Source organism: Amycolatopsis sp. EV170708-02-1 (assembly GCF_022479115.1).
Taxonomy (GTDB): domain Bacteria; phylum Actinomycetota; class Actinomycetes; order Mycobacteriales; family Pseudonocardiaceae; genus Amycolatopsis.
Window position 1 is genome coordinate 9324166 of the sequence record NZ_CP092497.1, and the last position, 15133, is coordinate 9339298.

The following is a 15133-nucleotide window of genomic DNA, read 5'->3' on the forward strand; positions in this document are numbered from 1 at the left end:
AAAATTTGCGAGGAACGGACCTTTCCTCGCGTTCGCGGGGTGGTTTTGTCAGTGACCCAGGGCACAATGTCGGCCATGACGACCTGGGAAGAAGTCGTGGCTCTGGCGGGCAGGTTGCCGGAGGTCGAGGAGTCCACGTCGTACCGCACGCCGTCGCTCAAGGTCGCGGGCAAGAGCTTCGCCCGGCTGCGCACCGAGGCCGAGGGCGGGTTGATGCTGCTGTGCGAGCACGCGGAGAAGGAGGCCCTGCTGGCCTCCGGAGACCCCGCGTACTTCACCACGCCGCATTACGACGGCTACGGCGCGATCCTCGTCGACCTCGAGAAGGTGGAGAAGGCGCAGTTGAGCGAGCTCATCGAGGACGCCTGGCGGATGAAGGCGCCCGCCAGACTCACGAAAGGACTGAGCGACTAGCGGAGTTCCCCTTCGAGCAGGCTCATCAGGTATTCGTCGTGCCACTGGCCGTTCTGGCCGCGGAACGACTGCCGATGCCTGCCGTCCACCTGGAACCCGAGCTTCTTGTAGACGTGGATCGCGGCCTCGTTCTCGACCACGACCCACAGCGCGATCATGTGCAGCCGCATCATGTCGAAGCCGTAGCGGCAGAGCGTGCGCATGGCGTCGGTGCCGTAGCCGCCGCCCCAGTGGTCCTTCTCGCCGAGGTAGATGTCGAGTTCCGCGCGGCCCTGCTCCGGGGTGGCGTCGCGCAGCGTGCAAGTGCCGATCAAGGTGCCGACGGCGAGACTCTCGATCGCGAAGTTCACCTGGCTGAAGCTGTTGGGCTTCCGCCGGGTGAAGCGTTCGCGGATCTGGGCGAGGGATTCCGGGTGGTCCGCGGGCATCCAGCGCGTGACCTCCGGGTCGTTGTGCCAGCGCCACAGCGTGTCCGCGTCCTCGGGTTCCAGCGGGCGCAAGCGGATCAGTTCACCGGTCAGCATCGTCCATCCCAGGATCGGTATCGGACTTTCCAGACTATTGGGCGACACCCGCGAGCAGCCACCGCTTAACGGGGACTTCCAGCAGCACCCTGGCGCCGAACGGGGCGATCTCCTCACCGGCCGCCCAGCCGTCGTACTTCGCCGCCAGCGCCGCGAGAACGTCTTCGCGCAGGGTTCCTCGATGGACGCGAGCCACGCCTTCGGCGACAGCGGGAGCGTCGCCGTCCTCGAGCGCGAGGCTGACACGCGGATCGTTGCCGACGTTGCGCACCTTGACGTTCCGCTCGCCGCTGCCGATCCAGAAGACGTCGTCGAGATACACGAACCACACCGGCGTGACGTGCGGCGAACCGTCCGCGCGGAGCGTGCAGAACCAGGCGTTGCGCTCCCGCGCGAGACGTTCGATAAGCGATTGATCACGTTTCACCTGGTCAGCCTGCCCGAAAGCTAGGGTCCCGGGCGTATGAAGGTCCACCAGTACTGCTACTTCGCCTTGAAGAGCGAAACCGTGTCCGCCGGGGAGATCACCGCGCGGCTCGGCATGGAGCCCGACGAGGTCCTGGTACTGGGTTCGCGGTCCGCCGAGAACCGGTTGCCGCGGATGCACGCCTGGAAGGTGACGCATCGCGGCTCGGAACCGGTCGACGACCAGATCGAGAGCGTGATCGGCAGGCTCGCCCCGGTCCGCCCGGAAATCCGGCGGCTGGTGGACGAAGGCGCGAGCGCGGTGCTGCAGGTGGTGCGCTACTTCCATCACCGTGACGGCGGCGAGGAATTCGGCTGGCACCTCTCGCCCGCCGTGATCGCGTTCCTCACCGAAGCGGCCGCCGCGCTCGACGTCGACGAGTACGACCTCAGCGAATGACCTTCCGCCGGTCCGGTGCGCGACGGGAACGCCGGAGATGGTGGGATGGTGCCCCACAGCCGGACAACCCCGTTGGGAGCCCAGCATGTCGAGCGAGAACTGGCCGCTGAGTCAGGATCCCGAGTCGCCGGTGATCATCTCCCGGTCGCTGGTGGAGGACCCGTCGAACCTCGCGTTCGTCGTACTGGACGACGACGGCGACTGGTTCATCAGCGACGGCAACGAGTTCTCCGAGAACATGGAGGAGAACAAGGACGCGTTCGGCGCGCTGCCCCTGCGGGAGGCGGTGGAGCTCATCCCGGAGATCGCCGCGCTGGCCGGCCTCCCCACCGGCATGGCCGCCGACTGGGATCCGGAACGGCGCACCTGGCTGCTGAGCTCGGTCGCCGACTCGGACGACGACGAGGAAGACCTCCTGGTCCGCGCCGCCCGCCTCGCCGCGTGGACGCATCCCGGCTCGCCGCTGGAAGAAGTCCAGGTGAGCACCGAACTCGCCGAGATCTCGACCGACCCCGCCGCCCCGGCGCGCGCCGTCCGCCAGGTCGTCCGCGAGGCCGACGGAAGCTGGCTGCTCGTCGGCTTCCAGGTCCCGGAGAGCGAGGACTTCGAGGTCGAAGCCCTCGAGATGGAACACGCCGTCACGCTGTACCCGGACGTCGCGCTGGTGCTGAGCGCCGCGCCCGGCCAGGTGTACGACCGGCCGAGCGCCGACGCCCCTTGGGAACTCGTCGAAGGCTGACGCTCAGCCGCGGCCGAAGTCGCAGTACATGACGTGCAACCCGATGCGCCCCAGTGCCGGGTGCTCGAACGCGCCGGGCACCGTTCCGACGATCTCGAACCCGAGCCGCTCGTAGATCCTGATCCCGGCCGCGTTCGACTCGGCGACCGCGTTGAACTGCATACCGGCGAAACCCTGCGCCCTGGCCCAATCCAGGGCATCCGCGCACAGCGCACCACCGATGCCCTTGCCGCGAACGTCGTTGTCCACCATGAAGCTGGCCGTCGCCACATGGGATCCGGGCCCGCCCCGGTTCGGGCCCATCTTGGCCGTGCCCAGCACCCGGCCGCTCTCGACCGCGACCACCGTCCGGCCCGGCGGCGCCTCGACCCAGGTGCCGTGGGCGTCGTCCTCGGTAAGGTTCGGGTCGTAGGTGTACGTGTCCGCCGCCCGCACGACTTCGCGCACGATGGGCCAGACCTGCGCCCAGTCGGCTTCGGTGAACTCCCGGATTTCCATACCTGGCACGGTAAATCAAAACCCTGCCCGGTGGTTCCGGCGCCACCGCCAGGCGAAGCCGGAAAGCAGGAGCAGGCCGGCGCCGGTCAGCGTCGCGCCGATCCAGAGCCGTGTCGAGCCGGATTCCCGCTCGACACGGATCCCCGGCGGCAATCCGGCCGCGATCCCGTCGACCTTGGCCTGGACCGAACGATGGTCGAAGACGCTCAGCTCACCGTCTTCCGCCAACGTGGCCAGCCAGCGGCGAACCTCGTCGTTCTGCTCGCGGGAGAAACCGGGGAATTCGAGCGAGGCGTCCCGCAGCACGCCCGGCCCCATGCACCTCAGCGGTTCCCCTGTGGACGAGTCGAGATACTGGCCTGTCGCCCCGCATTCGTCACCCGCCTTGGCGAAAACCACGGTGTACGGCCCCGGGGTGCCACCCGTGTTCAAGCCCACGATGAGGAAGATCCCGCCGACCAGGAGAAGCGGAAGGATCAGCGATCCGGCCAGCACGGTCAGCAAGGCCGCGGCCGTACTGTCGCTCGACATTCTCCGCACGGTGCAGAAGGTAACCGCTGGGCCGGGGACGAGTCCCCGGCCAGGTCGTGTTCACTGGAGGCGTGCATGGCGCTAAGGCGACCGGCGGAAGCCCGGACCCGGTTACAGCTCGCGTGTGCGCTGTGCCGACACCGCCTCGGCAATTGGCCCAAGCGCGGCCGGCCGCTGAGCCGTCGCGCCGTCGCTTTCGCATGGCAGGTGTGTTCGACGGCGAGCATGATCTCGGCCGGCGTTCCAGGGAATTGGCCCGCCATGAACTCGGCGGCGGATCGAGTTGAACCGCTTGCCGACAGAGGTCGTCGAGCAGAGAGGAACCGTATGGACACGGCGGAAGCCTGTCGGCTCGCGCGACGGTCGAGGTGTGATTGCACGACCTGCTTCTACTGTGATCGTCAGATCGACGGACGGCATGAGCATGATCACTTCCCCGTCCCAAGGTCGCACGCGGAACCGACGTGGTGACTGCTTGTCTTGACTGCCATGACCTCAAGGACCGATATACCCTCGAACGAGGTTGGCCACCAGACGGCTATGTTTTCGCCCTCAAAGGACTCCTGCAGGAGCTGTTCAGTTCTCTCGAAGAAGGGTCTTCGGGGCCTAGCCTCGCCGAACGGCTTCTGGACCACCCGTCCTTGAGCGACGAGGCCGTACTCGCGCGATGGAGCGAAATGCCGCCGTTGAGTCGCGTCCTTTACGGGAAAATGCGCAGTGCGCATGAAGAGGGCCTGTTCCGGCAGCGCTGTAATGGCGAGGAAGTCTTAGGCCTATCCGCCTTGGCCGCTGCAGTGAAACTTGGCTGGCGCGATCGATCTGTCACACAAGACGCTCTCTGAAGCCAGCCTGGACCAAGCGGTCGTAAGCCTCCGCCACTCCGCTCGGAATGTCCTGCCGGACAGCGAAACCACGCTCGGCGTAGACGGCGATCCGTTGCGTATCACCGACAAGCATGTTGATCACCCGATCCACATCGCCGATGCTCTCGACGTAGTCGTCCAGCGGCAACGGCCGGGAAGCGCACACGACGTCCACCTCGGGCCATAGCTTCTTGCAGGTCGCATGAGCACGCCGCTGTTGATACGGCCGGGAGATGAGAACGACCGACCCGACCTCGAGGCCGCGAGACTCCAGCAGCTTCCGGGTGAGCGTGATGTTGTCCCCGGTGTTCCGAGCCTCGGGCTCGACCAAGATCGCGTCATCCGGCACGCCCAACGCAAGCGCGTGTTCGCGGTAGTGCACCGCCTCGCCGCGCGGGAAGCGTCCGACGGTGGTCGGCGCGTTGGCGCCGGTGAAGACGACGAGCGGGACCATCCCGGTGTGGAACAGTTCCGCGGCACAGGTGGCGACGCCGAGGTCGTGGCTGCCGAGTCCGATCCCGACGTCGGCGGGCCGGAGTTCGTGCCGCATGTCGTGGTAGTCCCAGAGCGTCTGGACGTCGTGGCGGAGGTCATCCGGCAAGGTCATAGGACTCCAAAGCGAAAGCCCCAGGTCCACAGTGGACATCCACTGACCTGGGGCTTTCGCATGAGAGCGGATGACGGGAATCGAACCCGCGTATTCAGCTTGGGAAGCTGATGTTCTACCATTGAACTACATCCGCAGTGCTCGGCCAGCATACATGGTCCGGATCTCCCCTTGCCAAGACCCCGCCCCAAGACCGGGCCGACCTTGACGCCGCAGCCGAAAGTGACAACACTTGTTGTCTACCTCGGAGGTGATCCGGATGGGCGAGCGGCTGCCTGACCCCGAACTGTTCCGTCAAGGCGGGTTCCGGGTCGCGTCGAGGCTGTTCATCGACGGCGACATCAGGGGTGACGAGCGCCAGGTGGCCCGGCTGCGGCAGTTCGCGCAGCGCGAGGATCCGGCGGCCGACGTGTTGGTGCCGTTGCTGCGCACGAGCCGGCCCGAGTTCGAACAGGCGCTGCGGCAAGGCATCGACAGCGTCGAGAGCCCGCCGGAAGAGCTCGAAGCCTTCTTCCGCAACGTGGAGGCGACGCCGTACTGGGTCGACCCGGACCGCCTTGACAGCGGCGCGCGGGCGATCACGCGTGCCGGGTTGCTCGGCCTGTTCCCGCTCGGCGACGTCTCGTTGATGGGCGGCTATCTCGCTTCGCGCGCCACGAAGTCGCTCGTCGGCACCGGCGAGATCGAGTACAAGGCCGCACGACGCCTCGTCGAGACGGCGACGTGGTGGATCCACGTGACGACGCCGGGCGCGCTGGTGCCCGGCGGTCGCGGGTACGAGTCCGCGTTGCGCGTGCGGATCGTGCACGCCCACGTCCGCGCGGCCATGAACCGCCGCAAGGACTGGGATTACGCCGCTTGGGACAGGCCGGTCAACCAGGTCCAGACCGCGGGCACGCTCCTGCTCTTCTCCCTCGTCTACGTCTTCGGCACCCAGCTGCTCGGGCTCCGCTACAGCGCCCGCGAACGCGCCGACATCCTGCACCTTTGGCGATATGTCGGCTGGCTCATGGGCGTCGACGAGGAGCTCCTGCCCGCCGGCGAGGACGACGCCTGGCGTCTGCTGTGGCTGCTCGCGACCACCGAGTTCATTCCCGACGACGATTCCAAGCGGCTCGCCGCGGCGCTCATGAAGGCCCACGCCGGGGTCGGCGACGGCCGCGGCGCGCTCGGCAAGGTGCTCGCGCACGTGTCGGTCGCGGGGCACGGGGCGATCAGCAGGCTCCTGCTCGGCAAGACCAACGCCGACTTCCTCGAACTGCCCGACGATCCGATCGCCCAGGCGGCCGTGGTCGCGGCGGCCGGGGTCAACTTCGCCGCCGAGACGGTCCGGCGGGTGGTGCCCGGCGCGACGGCGCTCCAGGAGCTGATCGGGGCGGCCGGCCGCCGCCACTATCTCCGGCAGGTCACCAAGGTGTTCGGGCTCGACCCGACCTACGGCAGGCACATGAAGGCCGCTTGACTACGCTGATCGCGTGCTCCTCAGCGACCGTGACCTCCGTAAAGAGCTCGACGCCGGCCGTCTCGGCGTCGACCCGTTCGACCCGACGATGGTCCAGCCGTCGAGCATCGACGTGCGACTCGACCGCTTCTTCCGCGTGTTCGACAACAGCAAGTACACGCATATCGACCCGCAGCTGCAGCAGGACGAGCTGACGTCGCTGGTCGAGAAGGAGGGCGAAGACCCCTTCGTCCTCCACCCCGGCGAGTTCGTCCTCGGCTCCACGTTCGAGACCGTCACGCTCGCCGACGACCTCGCCGGCCGCCTGGAGGGCAAGTCCTCCCTCGGCCGCCTCGGCCTGCTGACGCACTCCACCGCGGGCTTCATCGACCCCGGCTTCTCGGGCCACATCACCCTCGAGCTGTCGAACGTGGCGAACCTGCCGATCACGCTCTGGCCGGGGATGAAGATCGGCCAGCTCTGCATCTTCCGCCTGTCCAGCGCGGCGGAGTTCCCGTACGGCTCGAACGAGGCCGGTTCGCGTTACCAGGGGCAGCGGGGGCCGACCCCGAGCCGCGCGTACAAGAACTTCCACCGCGTCGACACCTGGCGCTAAGAAGCCACTGGCGCTTCCCAGTCGATCCGGTGCCGCCACATGAAGGCGTTCGGATCCTCGTCCGGCGGGTTCTTGAACGCCCGCGTGAGGAAGAAGTCCCGGATCACCCGCCCGACGGGTCCGGCCGCCTTGTCGTCGCCGTTGCGCTTGCCGCGTTCGACGACGGCCTCGACGCGCTCGCGCCGCAGTCCTTCGTAGACGGCGAGCGCCTTCGGGATCGAGGGCACGTCGCGCAGGCATCGCGCCAGCGTGACGGCGTCCTCGATGGCCATCGCGGCGCCTTGCCCGGCCGCCGGTGAGGTCGCGTGCGCGGCGTCGCCGATGATGACCATCCGGTCCGTCCGCCACGTCGGCACGCTCGGGAAGTCGTACGTCGCCCACGGCCGGTAGATCTCCCGCGTCGCGCGCACGATCTCGACGGCCGGGGTGCGGTCCACCGCCAGCTGCCGGATCAGGTCCTCTCGCCAGGTGGCCGTCACGGCGGGGTCGGCCGGAGACGGCTCACGCTTCCGGGGGACGTTCGCGAACCACCAGACGCCACCGTCCGGGTGGACGATGTGAGCGAAGAACAGCCGCTTGCCGAACGTCATGTGCATGACGCCGGGTTCGTCGTCCAGGCGCAGGCCTTCGGCCAGCCCGCCCGTGTTCAGCAGCGGCACGTAGCGCGGTGATGGCGCCCGCGGATCGATGATCGTCCGCACCCGCGAGCGGAGCCCGTCCGCGCCGATCAGCAGGTCGCCCTCGGCCGACGAGCCGTCCTCGAAGGTCGCGAGGACGCCGTCGCCGGTCTCGCGCGCGTCGGCCAAACGTTTGCCGTAGCGGATCTCGATGCCGCGTCTGACGGCTTCGTCGCGTAGGGCGATGTACAGATCGGAGCGGAGCACGGTCTGGCTCACGGTGCCGTCCTCCAGCTCCCCGCCGAGCGCGAGATCCGCCAGCTCGCGCCCGTTCCCCAGGTGCATCTTGATCCGCGGGGTGTCGAAGCCCAAGCCCTTGACCAGGCCTTTCAGTCCCAACGGCCCCAACGCGTCGAGGCCGTTCACCGCGAGGGTCAGGAACGCGCCGACCCCTTCCGCGGTCCGGTCGTACGCCTCGTGGATCACCGGCTCGTGGCCCGTTTCGTGCAGTGCGATCGCCGTGATCGTGCCCGCGATACCCCCGCCGGCGATCAGTGCCTTCGCCATGTCGTTCACCCCATCGAATCTCTTAGAAACTAATTCGTTCTATCGAACTAAAGACTCCGCTAAGCTGGCCGCTGTGTCAAGCGAGCGAGCGGAACTGGTCGAGCGGGTCCTCAGCGGGTCGCGTGCGCTGTCGACGGAGACGGTCATGTTCCACACGGCCATCGCCGAGCTGAGCGGCCTTTCGGCCGTCGAAAGCAAGGTGACCGACTACCTCGCCCGCTTCGGGCCGCAGACGCCGAAGGCCCTTTCGCAGCTCTCGGGGCTCGCGCCGGCATCGATCACGGCGCTCATCGACAGGCTCGAAGGCAAGGGGATCGTCGCCCGGAAGCCGCATCCCGAAGACCGGCGGAAGGTCCTCATCGAGATCGACGCGGCGAGGATGGCCTCCGCCGCGCCGTTGTGGGACCACCTGGTGAAGTCGGTCCGCGAGACCTGCGAGAACTACACGGACGGCGAGCTGGAGACCGTGATCCGGTTCCTCGCCGACGCGACGGCGATCACGCACGACTCCACGGGCCGCCTCAGCCGCTGACCGGTATTACTACTTTCGGGGGTATTGCCGTAACCAGTTCGTGATAGTTTTCGGCCCCGTGTCCCCCAATAGAACGCGAAGCCGGTTACTGCTTGTCACGCTCAGTGTCCTGCTGGGCGGGGTGATCGCCAGCGCGAGCTACCTGATGGTGACCGATCGGTTCCAGGGCACCGCGCTGAGCAATCTCTCACTCAGCGTCCCCGACACCAAGGGCAGACCCGGCGACGCCCTCGCGAAACCGCCCGCCTACTTCGGCCAGACGTCTTCCCCGGCGCCGGAGGGCTCCGCACCCGGTTCGGCCGCTCCGACGTCGTCTTCGGCGGCTCCCACGTCGTCCTCCGCTCCGCCCAGCTCGTCCTCCGCCCCGGCCGAGCCGCCCGCTCAGCCTTCCGAGGCCCCCAAGCCCACTCCGAGCAAGGCCCCGGAACCGCCCCGCTCGCAGGACAGCTCGCTCGCCGGGCAGGTCATCGACCTCGTCAACGCCGAGCGCGCCGACGCGGGCTGCTCGCCGGTGAGCAACGAGTCGCATCTCGCCGCTGCCGCGCAGGGCCACAGCGACGACATGTCCGCGCGGAACTACTTCTCGCACACCACGCCGGAAGGCGTCACGTTCGACCAGCGCATCCGCGCCGCCGGCTACGACAAGCCCGGCGCCGAGAACATCGCCAAGGGGCAGTCGAGCGCCGCCAAGGTGATGGACGCCTGGATGAACTCCGAGGGCCACCGCGCGAACATCCTCAACTGCAAGCTGAAGAAGATCGGCGTCGGCGTCAACATCAAGGGCATGTACTGGACGCAGAACTTCGGCTACTGATCCTTGGCCCAGCGTTCGGCGATGTCGCCGTAGCGGGCCAGCACGGCCGCGCGCAGTTCGGCGTCCGTGCGCGGGACCGGTTCGATGAACACCTCGGTGACGTCGCCGAACGTCCGGGTCAGCTCGGTCGCCATCCGCACGCAGGCGCGTTCGACCTCCGCGGCGCCGAGTGAATCGTCGAAGTCGACGCGGGCACAGACGAGCACCTGATCGGTGCCCATCAACATGGTCTGGAGGTCGACGACGGCCTCGATCTCCGGCGCGTTCCGCAGGTGGTCCCGCACCCCGCGCACCAGCTTGGGGTCCGCCTGCCTGCCGATCAGCAGGCCGCGGTTGGTCCGGCCGAGCATGTAGGCGACCAGCGCCAGCAGGACACCGATCGCGATCGACGCCGCGCCGTCCCAGATATGCGATCCGGTGAGCTGGTGCAGCCCGATCCCGGCGAACGCGAGCAGCAGGCCGATCAGCGCGGCCGAGTCTTCGAACAGGACGGTCTTCGGCGCCGGGTCGTCGATCATCCGCAGATACACCGAGACCTTCTGGCCCGAGTCGGCGGCGTCGCGGCGCACCTGCCGGACGGCCTGGAACCAGGAGACGGATTCGAGGGCGAACGCGATCGCGAGGACGACGTAGCCGACGATCGGATCGGTCTGTTCGGTCTCCTCGCCGAAGACCGTCGAAAAGCCTTCGTAGAGCGCGAACATCGCGCCGGAGGCGAAGATCGACACCGCCGCGAGCAGCGACCAGAAGTACCGCTCCTTGCCGTAGCCGAAGGGATGGACGCGGTCGGCGGGCCGGTCCGAACGTTTCAGCGCGGTCAGCAGGAGGACCTCGGTGATCGTGTCGGCCACCGAGTGCGCGGCTTCCGACAGCATCGCGCCGGAGCCGGTGATGAGCCCGGCGATCAGTTTCAGCACGGCGATGGCGAGGTTGACCCCACCCGCCAGCACCACGGTCAGGGTGCTTTCGTCACCGGATTCTTCACTCACCTCGCGTAGCGTAGTGCGGGTGCGCCGATCTCACAGGCGACGCAATCCCTGCAGGACGCGTTCCATCAAGGCGAGTGCCGGATGACCGTCGAATTCAGCCTGCGTTTCATGAACGGTGACCAAACCGAGTTCGGCCATATCACCCAAAAGGACCTTTGCAACGCCGAGTGGAACGCATAAGGACGCGGCTACTTCGGCGACGGAAGTGGGACGACGGCACAGCGATCTCACGGAATGGAATTCGACGCTGAATCCCGGCGCCGTCCACGGTGCGTCGTGCCGGACGGAAATCATCGCTTCGATCGCGAAGTTCCGCTTGGACTGGGTGCGTCCGCCCGTGCGGACGTACGGGCGGACGCGCGTGCGTTTCCGTTCCTGGCGCGGCGGTCGCCGGGCGGCCGGGATGCTGGGGATGGTCGCTTCCTGTGCCATCCTGGCGAAGGCCGCGGACGAGGGGACCCTGGCGGGCGGGCGAACGGTCGGCGATCCCGGTGTGGCGAGCCGGTGCTCTCTTGCCGAGCGGAGTTCGTGACGGTTGCCCATTGATTCCTCGCCCCTTTTTTCCGGATCCGCTGCAGCCTATCGCCACGGTGTACCGCCGAACGGGTAATGGAACGAAATGGCCCGCGCCTGGATAAAACAAGAGGGGACATTCTCTCGCATTATGTGCGAGAGAATGTCCCCTCCGGATGTGACGTTCTACTTGTCTTCCTCGGGCAGCGGGGTTCCGGTGGCCGTTTCGTCGGTCGGCACGTCGGCCTTTCCGTCGAGTTCGGCGTCCGAGACGGCGTCCAAAGAGGGCGCTCCCGCCGGGACCAGCTGCGGCTCCGGCTTCCGCTTGACCGCGGTCAGCAGTAGCTGGGCGACGTCGACGATCTCGACCTTCTCGCTCGCCTGGCCGTCGCTCTGACGCGCGGTGAGGCCGTCGTTGAGCATCACCTTGCAGAACGGGCAGCCGGTCGCGATCTTCGACGGCGCGGTGCCGAGCGCCTCGTCCACCCGCTCGACGTTGATCCGCTTGCCGATCTTCTCTTCCATCCACATCCGCGCGCCGCCCGCGCCGCAGCACATCGAGCGGTCGCCGTGCCGCGGCATCTCGCGCAGTGTCGCGCCGGTGGCCCCGACGAGCTCACGGGGAGCGTCGTAGACCTTGTTGTGGCGGCCCAGGTAGCACGGGTCGTGGTAGGTGACGTCCTCGGCGACCGGGGCCACCGGGGTCAGGTGCTTCTCCCGCACCAGGCGGTTGAGCAGCTGCGTGTGGTGCACGACGTCGAACTGGCCGCCCAGCTCCGGGTACTCGTTCGCGAGGGTGTTGAAACAGTGGGCACAGGTGACGACCACCTTGCGCGCCTTGCGTTCACGGCCCTCGAACACCGAGTTCAGGATCTCGACGTTCTGCTGCGCCAGCATCTGGAACAGGAACTCGTTGCCCGCACGGCGGGCCGGGTCACCGGTGCAGGACTCCTCCGAGCCGAGCACGGTGTACTTGACGCCCGCGATGTGCAGCAGCTCCGCGACGGCGCGCGTGGTCTTCTTCGCGCGGTCCTCGAACGCGCCGGCACAGCCGACCCAGAAGAGGTACTCGGTGTCGCCGAGGTCGCCGTCGAACACCGGCACCTCGAAGTCCAGGTCCTCGGTCCAGGCGAGCCGGTCCTTGGCGTTCTGGCCCCACGGGTTGCCCTTGTTCTCCAGGTTCTTGAACATCCCGTTGAGCTCGCTGGGGAACGCGGATTCGATCATCACCTGGTAGCGGCGCATGTCGACGATGTGGTCGACGTGCTCGATGTCCACCGGGCACTGCTCGACGCACGCGCCGCAGGAGGTGCAGGACCACAGCACCTCGGGGTCGATGACGCCACCATCGTCACCGACGAGCGCCTTCTGCGACTCCGCGATCGCGAGGACGTCGATACCCGCGTACATGTTGTCGCCGGACAGACCGACCTCATCGCCGGCCATGTCACGCTTGCCGCCCGCGAGCAGGTACGGCGCCTTCGCGTAGGCGTGGTCGCGAAGCTGCGTGATGACGAGCTTCGGCGAAAGCGGCTTGCCGGTGTTCCACGCGGGGCACTGCGACTGGCAGCGGCCGCATTCGGTGCAGGTGGAGAAGTCCAGCCAGCCCTTCCAGCTGAAGTCCTCGATCTTGCCGACGCCGAAGGTGTCCTCGTCCGGGTCCGCCTCTTCGAGGTCGAGCACCTTGCCGTTGCTCATCATCGGCTTGAGCGCGCCCAGCGCGACGCCGCCGTCGGCCTCGCGCTTGAAGTAGATGTTGAAGAAGGCGCTGAAGCGGTGCCAGGCGATGCCCATGGTCATCGTGCGCGCGATGACGATCAGCCAGATCGTGGCGCTCATCAGCTTGACGAAGGCGAACACCGAGACCAGGTCCGGGCTGGCGGGCAGCAGCTCACCGATCGGATGCGAGACGAACGCGGCCCAGATCGGGGTTTCGTGCACGTTCAGCGCGGACTTCGCGGCGCGGACGCCGATGATGCCGATGCCCTCGATGAGCACGACGGCCTCGATGAAGTACGCCCACTTGAAGTTCGAGCCCTGGAACCGGGACTGCCGGTCGGCGCGGCGCGGGTGGTTCTTCTGCCGGACCCAGATCAGCACCAGGATGCCGACGATGGTGCCGACCCCGAGCAGCTCCATGAGCAGCTGGAACAGCGACCAGTCGTCGAGGATGGGCCAGCCCCAGGTCGGGACGAAGACCTCGCCGTACGCCTCGAACAGCGCGAGCGACCCGATCAGGAAGCCCCACATGACCAGCCAGTGCGCCGGGCCGACGCTTTTGACCTTGTTCATCCTGGTGTGCGCGGCGAATTCCTTGATCAGGGTCTTCATCCGCGGGATGAACGGGCCGTTGCGGGTCGAGTCCGGCTGACCGAGGCGGATCACCCGCACGAAGCGGGCGATGGTCGCGAAGAACATTCCCCAGGCGACGACGCCGAGCAGGACCGCGATCCCGCCGAGCGTCAGCTGTACAGCGCCCATCGTCGGGTGCCTTTCGTCCGAGTGAAGCGTGTGGTGGTGGGGGCAGAGTAATGCTTCTTACTGATGGGTAACCCACTGACCGCGCCCAAGTCCCACCGATGTGGTGTACGCCTCTCTTGGTTTTAAGACGATCGTCCAGGTAGTTTTTGTGACATGGGTGCGTACCTTCTCCTCGCTTTGGCCATCGCCGCAGAGGTATCCGCGACGGTGTCGTTGAAACTTTCCGAAGGTTTCAGCAAGGTGGGCCCGTCGATCGTCGTGGTCGCCGGGTACGCCGTCGCGTTCGTCGCGCTCGCGTATGTGCTGAAAGCGGGCGTGCCGGTGAGCGTCGCGTACGCGATCTGGGCCGCGGCCGGGGTCGCGCTGGTGGCGGCCGTCGGGATGGTGTTCTTCAAGGAGCCGGTCAACCTCTCCGTGATCGCCGGTCTGGTACTGGTGGTCGGCGGTGTCGTGTTGATCGAGGCGGGAGGCGCGCACTAAGTGAAGATCCAGGTCGACGGCCGCAAGGCCAGGGGCGAGAAGCGCCGCGAGGAGATCATCGCGGCCGCGTTGCGCGTGATCGAACGGGACGGCGTCGCCGGCGTCACCCATCGGACGGTCGCCGCCGAGGCGGGCGTGCCGACGGCGTCGACGACCTATCACTTCTCCAGCCTCGACGATCTGCTGGTCGCCACCCTCATCTCGTGCGCGAGGGATATGGCGACCGAGGTCTACTGGATGATCGACCGCGCCCGCTCGCGCGGCAGCCGCGGCGCGGAAGAGGTCGCCGGGCTGCTCGCGGAGGCGCTGGGCCCGCGCCGCGGGCGGACGATGGCGGAGTACGAGCTGTACCTGCTGGCCGCGCGCAAACCGGAGCTGCGGCCCGCCGCCCGGCGCTGGCTGGACGTGCTCACCTCGATGGTCCGGCACGACGACGAGGTCGCGTTCCGGGTGTTCCTCGCCGGGATCGACGGCCTGCTGATCCAGGGCCTCATCGACGACGAGCCGCCGTCCGCCGAGGAGCTGCGGCCGGTGGTGGACTACCTGCTGAAACCTCATTGACCTGCTGGGTAGCGTTCGGATCATGAGGACTGTCGGCGCTTACGAACTGGACGACGACCTGGCACGGGTGGACCTCGACGTGGTGTGGAAGTACCTGTCCACCAGCGTCTACTGGGGCAAGTGGCGAGACCGCGAGCAGGTCGAGAAGGTCTTCAGGAACGCTTGGCGCGTCGTGGGCGCGTACGAGACTTCGAGCGGTCGTCTGGTCGGCTTCGCGAGGGCATTCTCCGACACCATCGGCAGTGCCTATCTCGCGGACGTCTTCGTCGTCGACGAGGCGCGCGGCGCCGGGCTCGGCAAGGAACTGGTCCGGGAGATGATCGACAACGGGCCGGGCGCGGAGTTCCGGTGGATGCTGCACACCGCCGACGCGCACGGGCTGTACCGGCAGTTCGGCTTCGGGGATCCGCCGGAAGGGCAGTACATGGAGCGGGGCCGGGCGAACGGGCAGGCCTAGGGAGGGCTGAAGGGGCCTTTCCCC

The 15133-nt window shown here is 67.5% G+C and carries 19 protein-coding genes and 1 tRNA gene; 10 read left to right on the forward strand and 10 right to left on the reverse strand.

Annotated elements, in window-relative coordinates; all coding sequences use genetic code 11:
- Positions 1-75: 75 nt before the first annotated feature.
- Entirely contained in the window at positions 76-414 is a 339-nt protein-coding gene (locus tag MJQ72_RS42850; protein WP_240596527.1) for an MmcQ/YjbR family DNA-binding protein, read from the forward strand.
- Here the strand turns inward: MJQ72_RS42850 and MJQ72_RS42855 are convergent.
- Together MJQ72_RS42855 and MJQ72_RS42860 are read right to left on the reverse strand one after the other, a co-directional pair.
- Complete coding sequence (locus MJQ72_RS42855) at positions 411-938, reverse strand: GNAT family N-acetyltransferase (RefSeq protein WP_240596528.1); 528 nt, start codon at positions 936-938, stop codon at positions 411-413. The two genes, MJQ72_RS42850 and MJQ72_RS42855, sit on opposite strands and share 4 nt — an antisense overlap.
- 34 nt (positions 939-972) lie before the next feature.
- Positions 973-1365, reverse strand: a complete 393-nt coding sequence (locus MJQ72_RS42860; protein WP_240596529.1) for a pyridoxamine 5'-phosphate oxidase family protein — start codon at positions 1363-1365, stop codon at positions 973-975.
- A 36-nt stretch (positions 1366-1401) separates the two neighbouring features.
- Here MJQ72_RS42860 and MJQ72_RS42865 point away from each other — a divergent pair, with 36 nt between their 5' ends.
- Together MJQ72_RS42865 and MJQ72_RS42870 are read left to right on the forward strand one after the other, a co-directional pair.
- Positions 1402-1803 (forward strand): DUF4279 domain-containing protein, encoded by a 402-nt coding sequence (locus MJQ72_RS42865; protein ID WP_240596530.1) that lies wholly within the window; start codon positions 1402-1404, stop codon positions 1801-1803.
- Positions 1804-1888: 85 nt separating this feature from the next.
- Positions 1889-2542 carry a hypothetical protein gene (locus MJQ72_RS42870; protein WP_240596531.1) on the forward strand — a complete coding sequence of 218 codons (654 nt, stop codon included), beginning with the start codon at positions 1889-1891 and terminating at the stop codon, positions 2540-2542.
- Between the two features lie 3 nt (positions 2543-2545).
- Here MJQ72_RS42870 and MJQ72_RS42875 read toward each other — a convergent pair whose 3' ends face one another.
- The 4 genes from MJQ72_RS42875 to MJQ72_RS42890 all read right to left on the reverse strand — a co-directional run bounded on the left by MJQ72_RS42875 (position 2546) and on the right by MJQ72_RS42890 (position 5177).
- Complete coding sequence (locus tag MJQ72_RS42875) at positions 2546-3040, reverse strand: GNAT family N-acetyltransferase (RefSeq protein WP_240596532.1); 495 nt, start codon at positions 3038-3040, stop codon at positions 2546-2548.
- A 15-nt stretch (positions 3041-3055) separates the two neighbouring features.
- Positions 3056-3571, reverse strand: coding sequence for a hypothetical protein (locus tag MJQ72_RS42880; RefSeq protein ID WP_240596533.1), 516 nt, complete (start codon positions 3569-3571; stop codon positions 3056-3058).
- An 822-nt stretch (positions 3572-4393) separates the two neighbouring features.
- A complete protein-coding gene (locus MJQ72_RS42885; protein WP_240596534.1) occupies positions 4394-5041 on the reverse strand; it encodes a YdcF family protein in 648 nt (215 codons plus the stop codon).
- A 65-nt stretch (positions 5042-5106) separates the two neighbouring features.
- A tRNA-Gly gene (locus MJQ72_RS42890) sits at positions 5107-5177 on the reverse strand.
- A gap of 123 nt (positions 5178-5300) precedes the next feature.
- Between MJQ72_RS42890 and MJQ72_RS42895 the strand changes: the two genes are divergently transcribed.
- Positions 5301-6503, forward strand: coding sequence for an oxygenase MpaB family protein (locus MJQ72_RS42895; RefSeq protein WP_240596535.1), 1203 nt, complete (start codon positions 5301-5303; stop codon positions 6501-6503).
- A 13-nt stretch (positions 6504-6516) separates the two neighbouring features.
- Positions 6517-7098: a dCTP deaminase gene (gene dcd / locus MJQ72_RS42900; RefSeq protein WP_240596536.1), complete on the forward strand. Its 582-nt coding sequence runs from the start codon at positions 6517-6519 to the stop codon at positions 7096-7098.
- Here dcd and MJQ72_RS42905 read toward each other — a convergent pair.
- On the reverse strand, positions 7095-8282 hold the full coding sequence (locus tag MJQ72_RS42905; RefSeq protein ID WP_240596537.1) for an NAD(P)/FAD-dependent oxidoreductase: 1188 nt from the start codon (positions 8280-8282) through the stop codon (positions 7095-7097). The two genes, dcd and MJQ72_RS42905, sit on opposite strands and share 4 nt — an antisense overlap.
- Before the next feature lie 73 nt (positions 8283-8355).
- On the opposite strand from MJQ72_RS42905, the gene MJQ72_RS42910 reads away from it, so the two are divergent.
- Both MJQ72_RS42910 and MJQ72_RS42915 read left to right on the forward strand, forming a co-directional pair.
- Positions 8356-8814, forward strand: coding sequence for a MarR family winged helix-turn-helix transcriptional regulator (locus MJQ72_RS42910; protein ID WP_240596538.1), 459 nt, complete (start codon positions 8356-8358; stop codon positions 8812-8814).
- A 121-nt stretch (positions 8815-8935) separates the two neighbouring features.
- On the forward strand, positions 8936-9628 hold the full coding sequence (locus MJQ72_RS42915; RefSeq protein WP_240601577.1) for a CAP domain-containing protein: 693 nt from the start codon (positions 8936-8938) through the stop codon (positions 9626-9628).
- Here MJQ72_RS42915 and MJQ72_RS42920 read toward each other — a convergent pair.
- The 3 genes from MJQ72_RS42920 to MJQ72_RS42930 form a co-directional block, all read right to left on the reverse strand.
- A complete protein-coding gene (locus MJQ72_RS42920) occupies positions 9622-10617 on the reverse strand; it encodes a cation diffusion facilitator family transporter (RefSeq protein ID WP_240596539.1) in 996 nt (331 codons plus the stop codon). The genes MJQ72_RS42915 and MJQ72_RS42920 overlap by 7 nt on opposite strands.
- 30 nt (positions 10618-10647) lie before the next feature.
- Positions 10648-11049 (reverse strand): DUF742 domain-containing protein, encoded by a 402-nt coding sequence (locus MJQ72_RS42925; RefSeq protein ID WP_240596540.1) that lies wholly within the window; start codon positions 11047-11049, stop codon positions 10648-10650.
- Positions 11050-11316: 267 nt separating this feature from the next.
- Entirely contained in the window at positions 11317-13611 is a 2295-nt protein-coding gene (locus MJQ72_RS42930; RefSeq protein WP_240596541.1) for a (Fe-S)-binding protein, read from the reverse strand.
- 153 nt (positions 13612-13764) lie between these two features.
- On the opposite strand from MJQ72_RS42930, the gene MJQ72_RS42935 reads away from it, so the two are divergent.
- From MJQ72_RS42935 to MJQ72_RS42945, 3 genes are read left to right on the forward strand one after another with little or no spacing between them, the layout of a single operon-like run.
- Positions 13765-14091 (forward strand): multidrug efflux SMR transporter, encoded by a 327-nt coding sequence (locus MJQ72_RS42935; RefSeq protein ID WP_240596542.1) that lies wholly within the window; start codon positions 13765-13767, stop codon positions 14089-14091.
- Positions 14092-14652, forward strand: coding sequence for a TetR/AcrR family transcriptional regulator (locus MJQ72_RS42940; protein ID WP_240596543.1), 561 nt, complete (start codon positions 14092-14094; stop codon positions 14650-14652).
- 22 nt (positions 14653-14674) lie between these two features.
- Entirely contained in the window at positions 14675-15109 is a 435-nt protein-coding gene (locus tag MJQ72_RS42945) for a GNAT family N-acetyltransferase (protein ID WP_240596544.1), read from the forward strand.
- Positions 15110-15133: the final 24 nt, after the last annotated feature.

Coding starts and splice junctions, on each gene's coding strand:
- MJQ72_RS42850 (WP_240596527.1), top strand. CDS start 76: ATGACGACCTGGGAAGAAGTCGTGGCTCTGGCGGGCAGGTTGCCGGAG.
- MJQ72_RS42855 (WP_240596528.1), bottom strand. CDS start 938: ATGCTGACCGGTGAACTGATCCGCTTGCGCCCGCTGGAACCCGAGGAC.
- MJQ72_RS42865 (WP_240596530.1), top strand. CDS start 1,402: ATGAAGGTCCACCAGTACTGCTACTTCGCCTTGAAGAGCGAAACCGTG.
- MJQ72_RS42870 (WP_240596531.1), top strand. CDS start 1,889: ATGTCGAGCGAGAACTGGCCGCTGAGTCAGGATCCCGAGTCGCCGGTG.
- MJQ72_RS42875 (WP_240596532.1), bottom strand. CDS start 3,040: ATGGAAATCCGGGAGTTCACCGAAGCCGACTGGGCGCAGGTCTGGCCC.
- MJQ72_RS42880 (WP_240596533.1), bottom strand. CDS start 3,571: ATGTCGAGCGACAGTACGGCCGCGGCCTTGCTGACCGTGCTGGCCGGA.
- MJQ72_RS42885 (WP_240596534.1), bottom strand. CDS start 5,041: ATGACCTTGCCGGATGACCTCCGCCACGACGTCCAGACGCTCTGGGAC.
- MJQ72_RS42895 (WP_240596535.1), top strand. CDS start 5,301: ATGGGCGAGCGGCTGCCTGACCCCGAACTGTTCCGTCAAGGCGGGTTC.
- MJQ72_RS42905 (WP_240596537.1), bottom strand. CDS start 8,282: ATGGCGAAGGCACTGATCGCCGGCGGGGGTATCGCGGGCACGATCACG.
- MJQ72_RS42925 (WP_240596540.1), bottom strand. CDS start 11,049: ATGGCACAGGAAGCGACCATCCCCAGCATCCCGGCCGCCCGGCGACCG.
- MJQ72_RS42930 (WP_240596541.1), bottom strand. CDS start 13,611: ATGGGCGCTGTACAGCTGACGCTCGGCGGGATCGCGGTCCTGCTCGGC.
- MJQ72_RS42935 (WP_240596542.1), top strand. CDS start 13,765: ATGGGTGCGTACCTTCTCCTCGCTTTGGCCATCGCCGCAGAGGTATCC.
- MJQ72_RS42945 (WP_240596544.1), top strand. CDS start 14,675: ATGAGGACTGTCGGCGCTTACGAACTGGACGACGACCTGGCACGGGTG.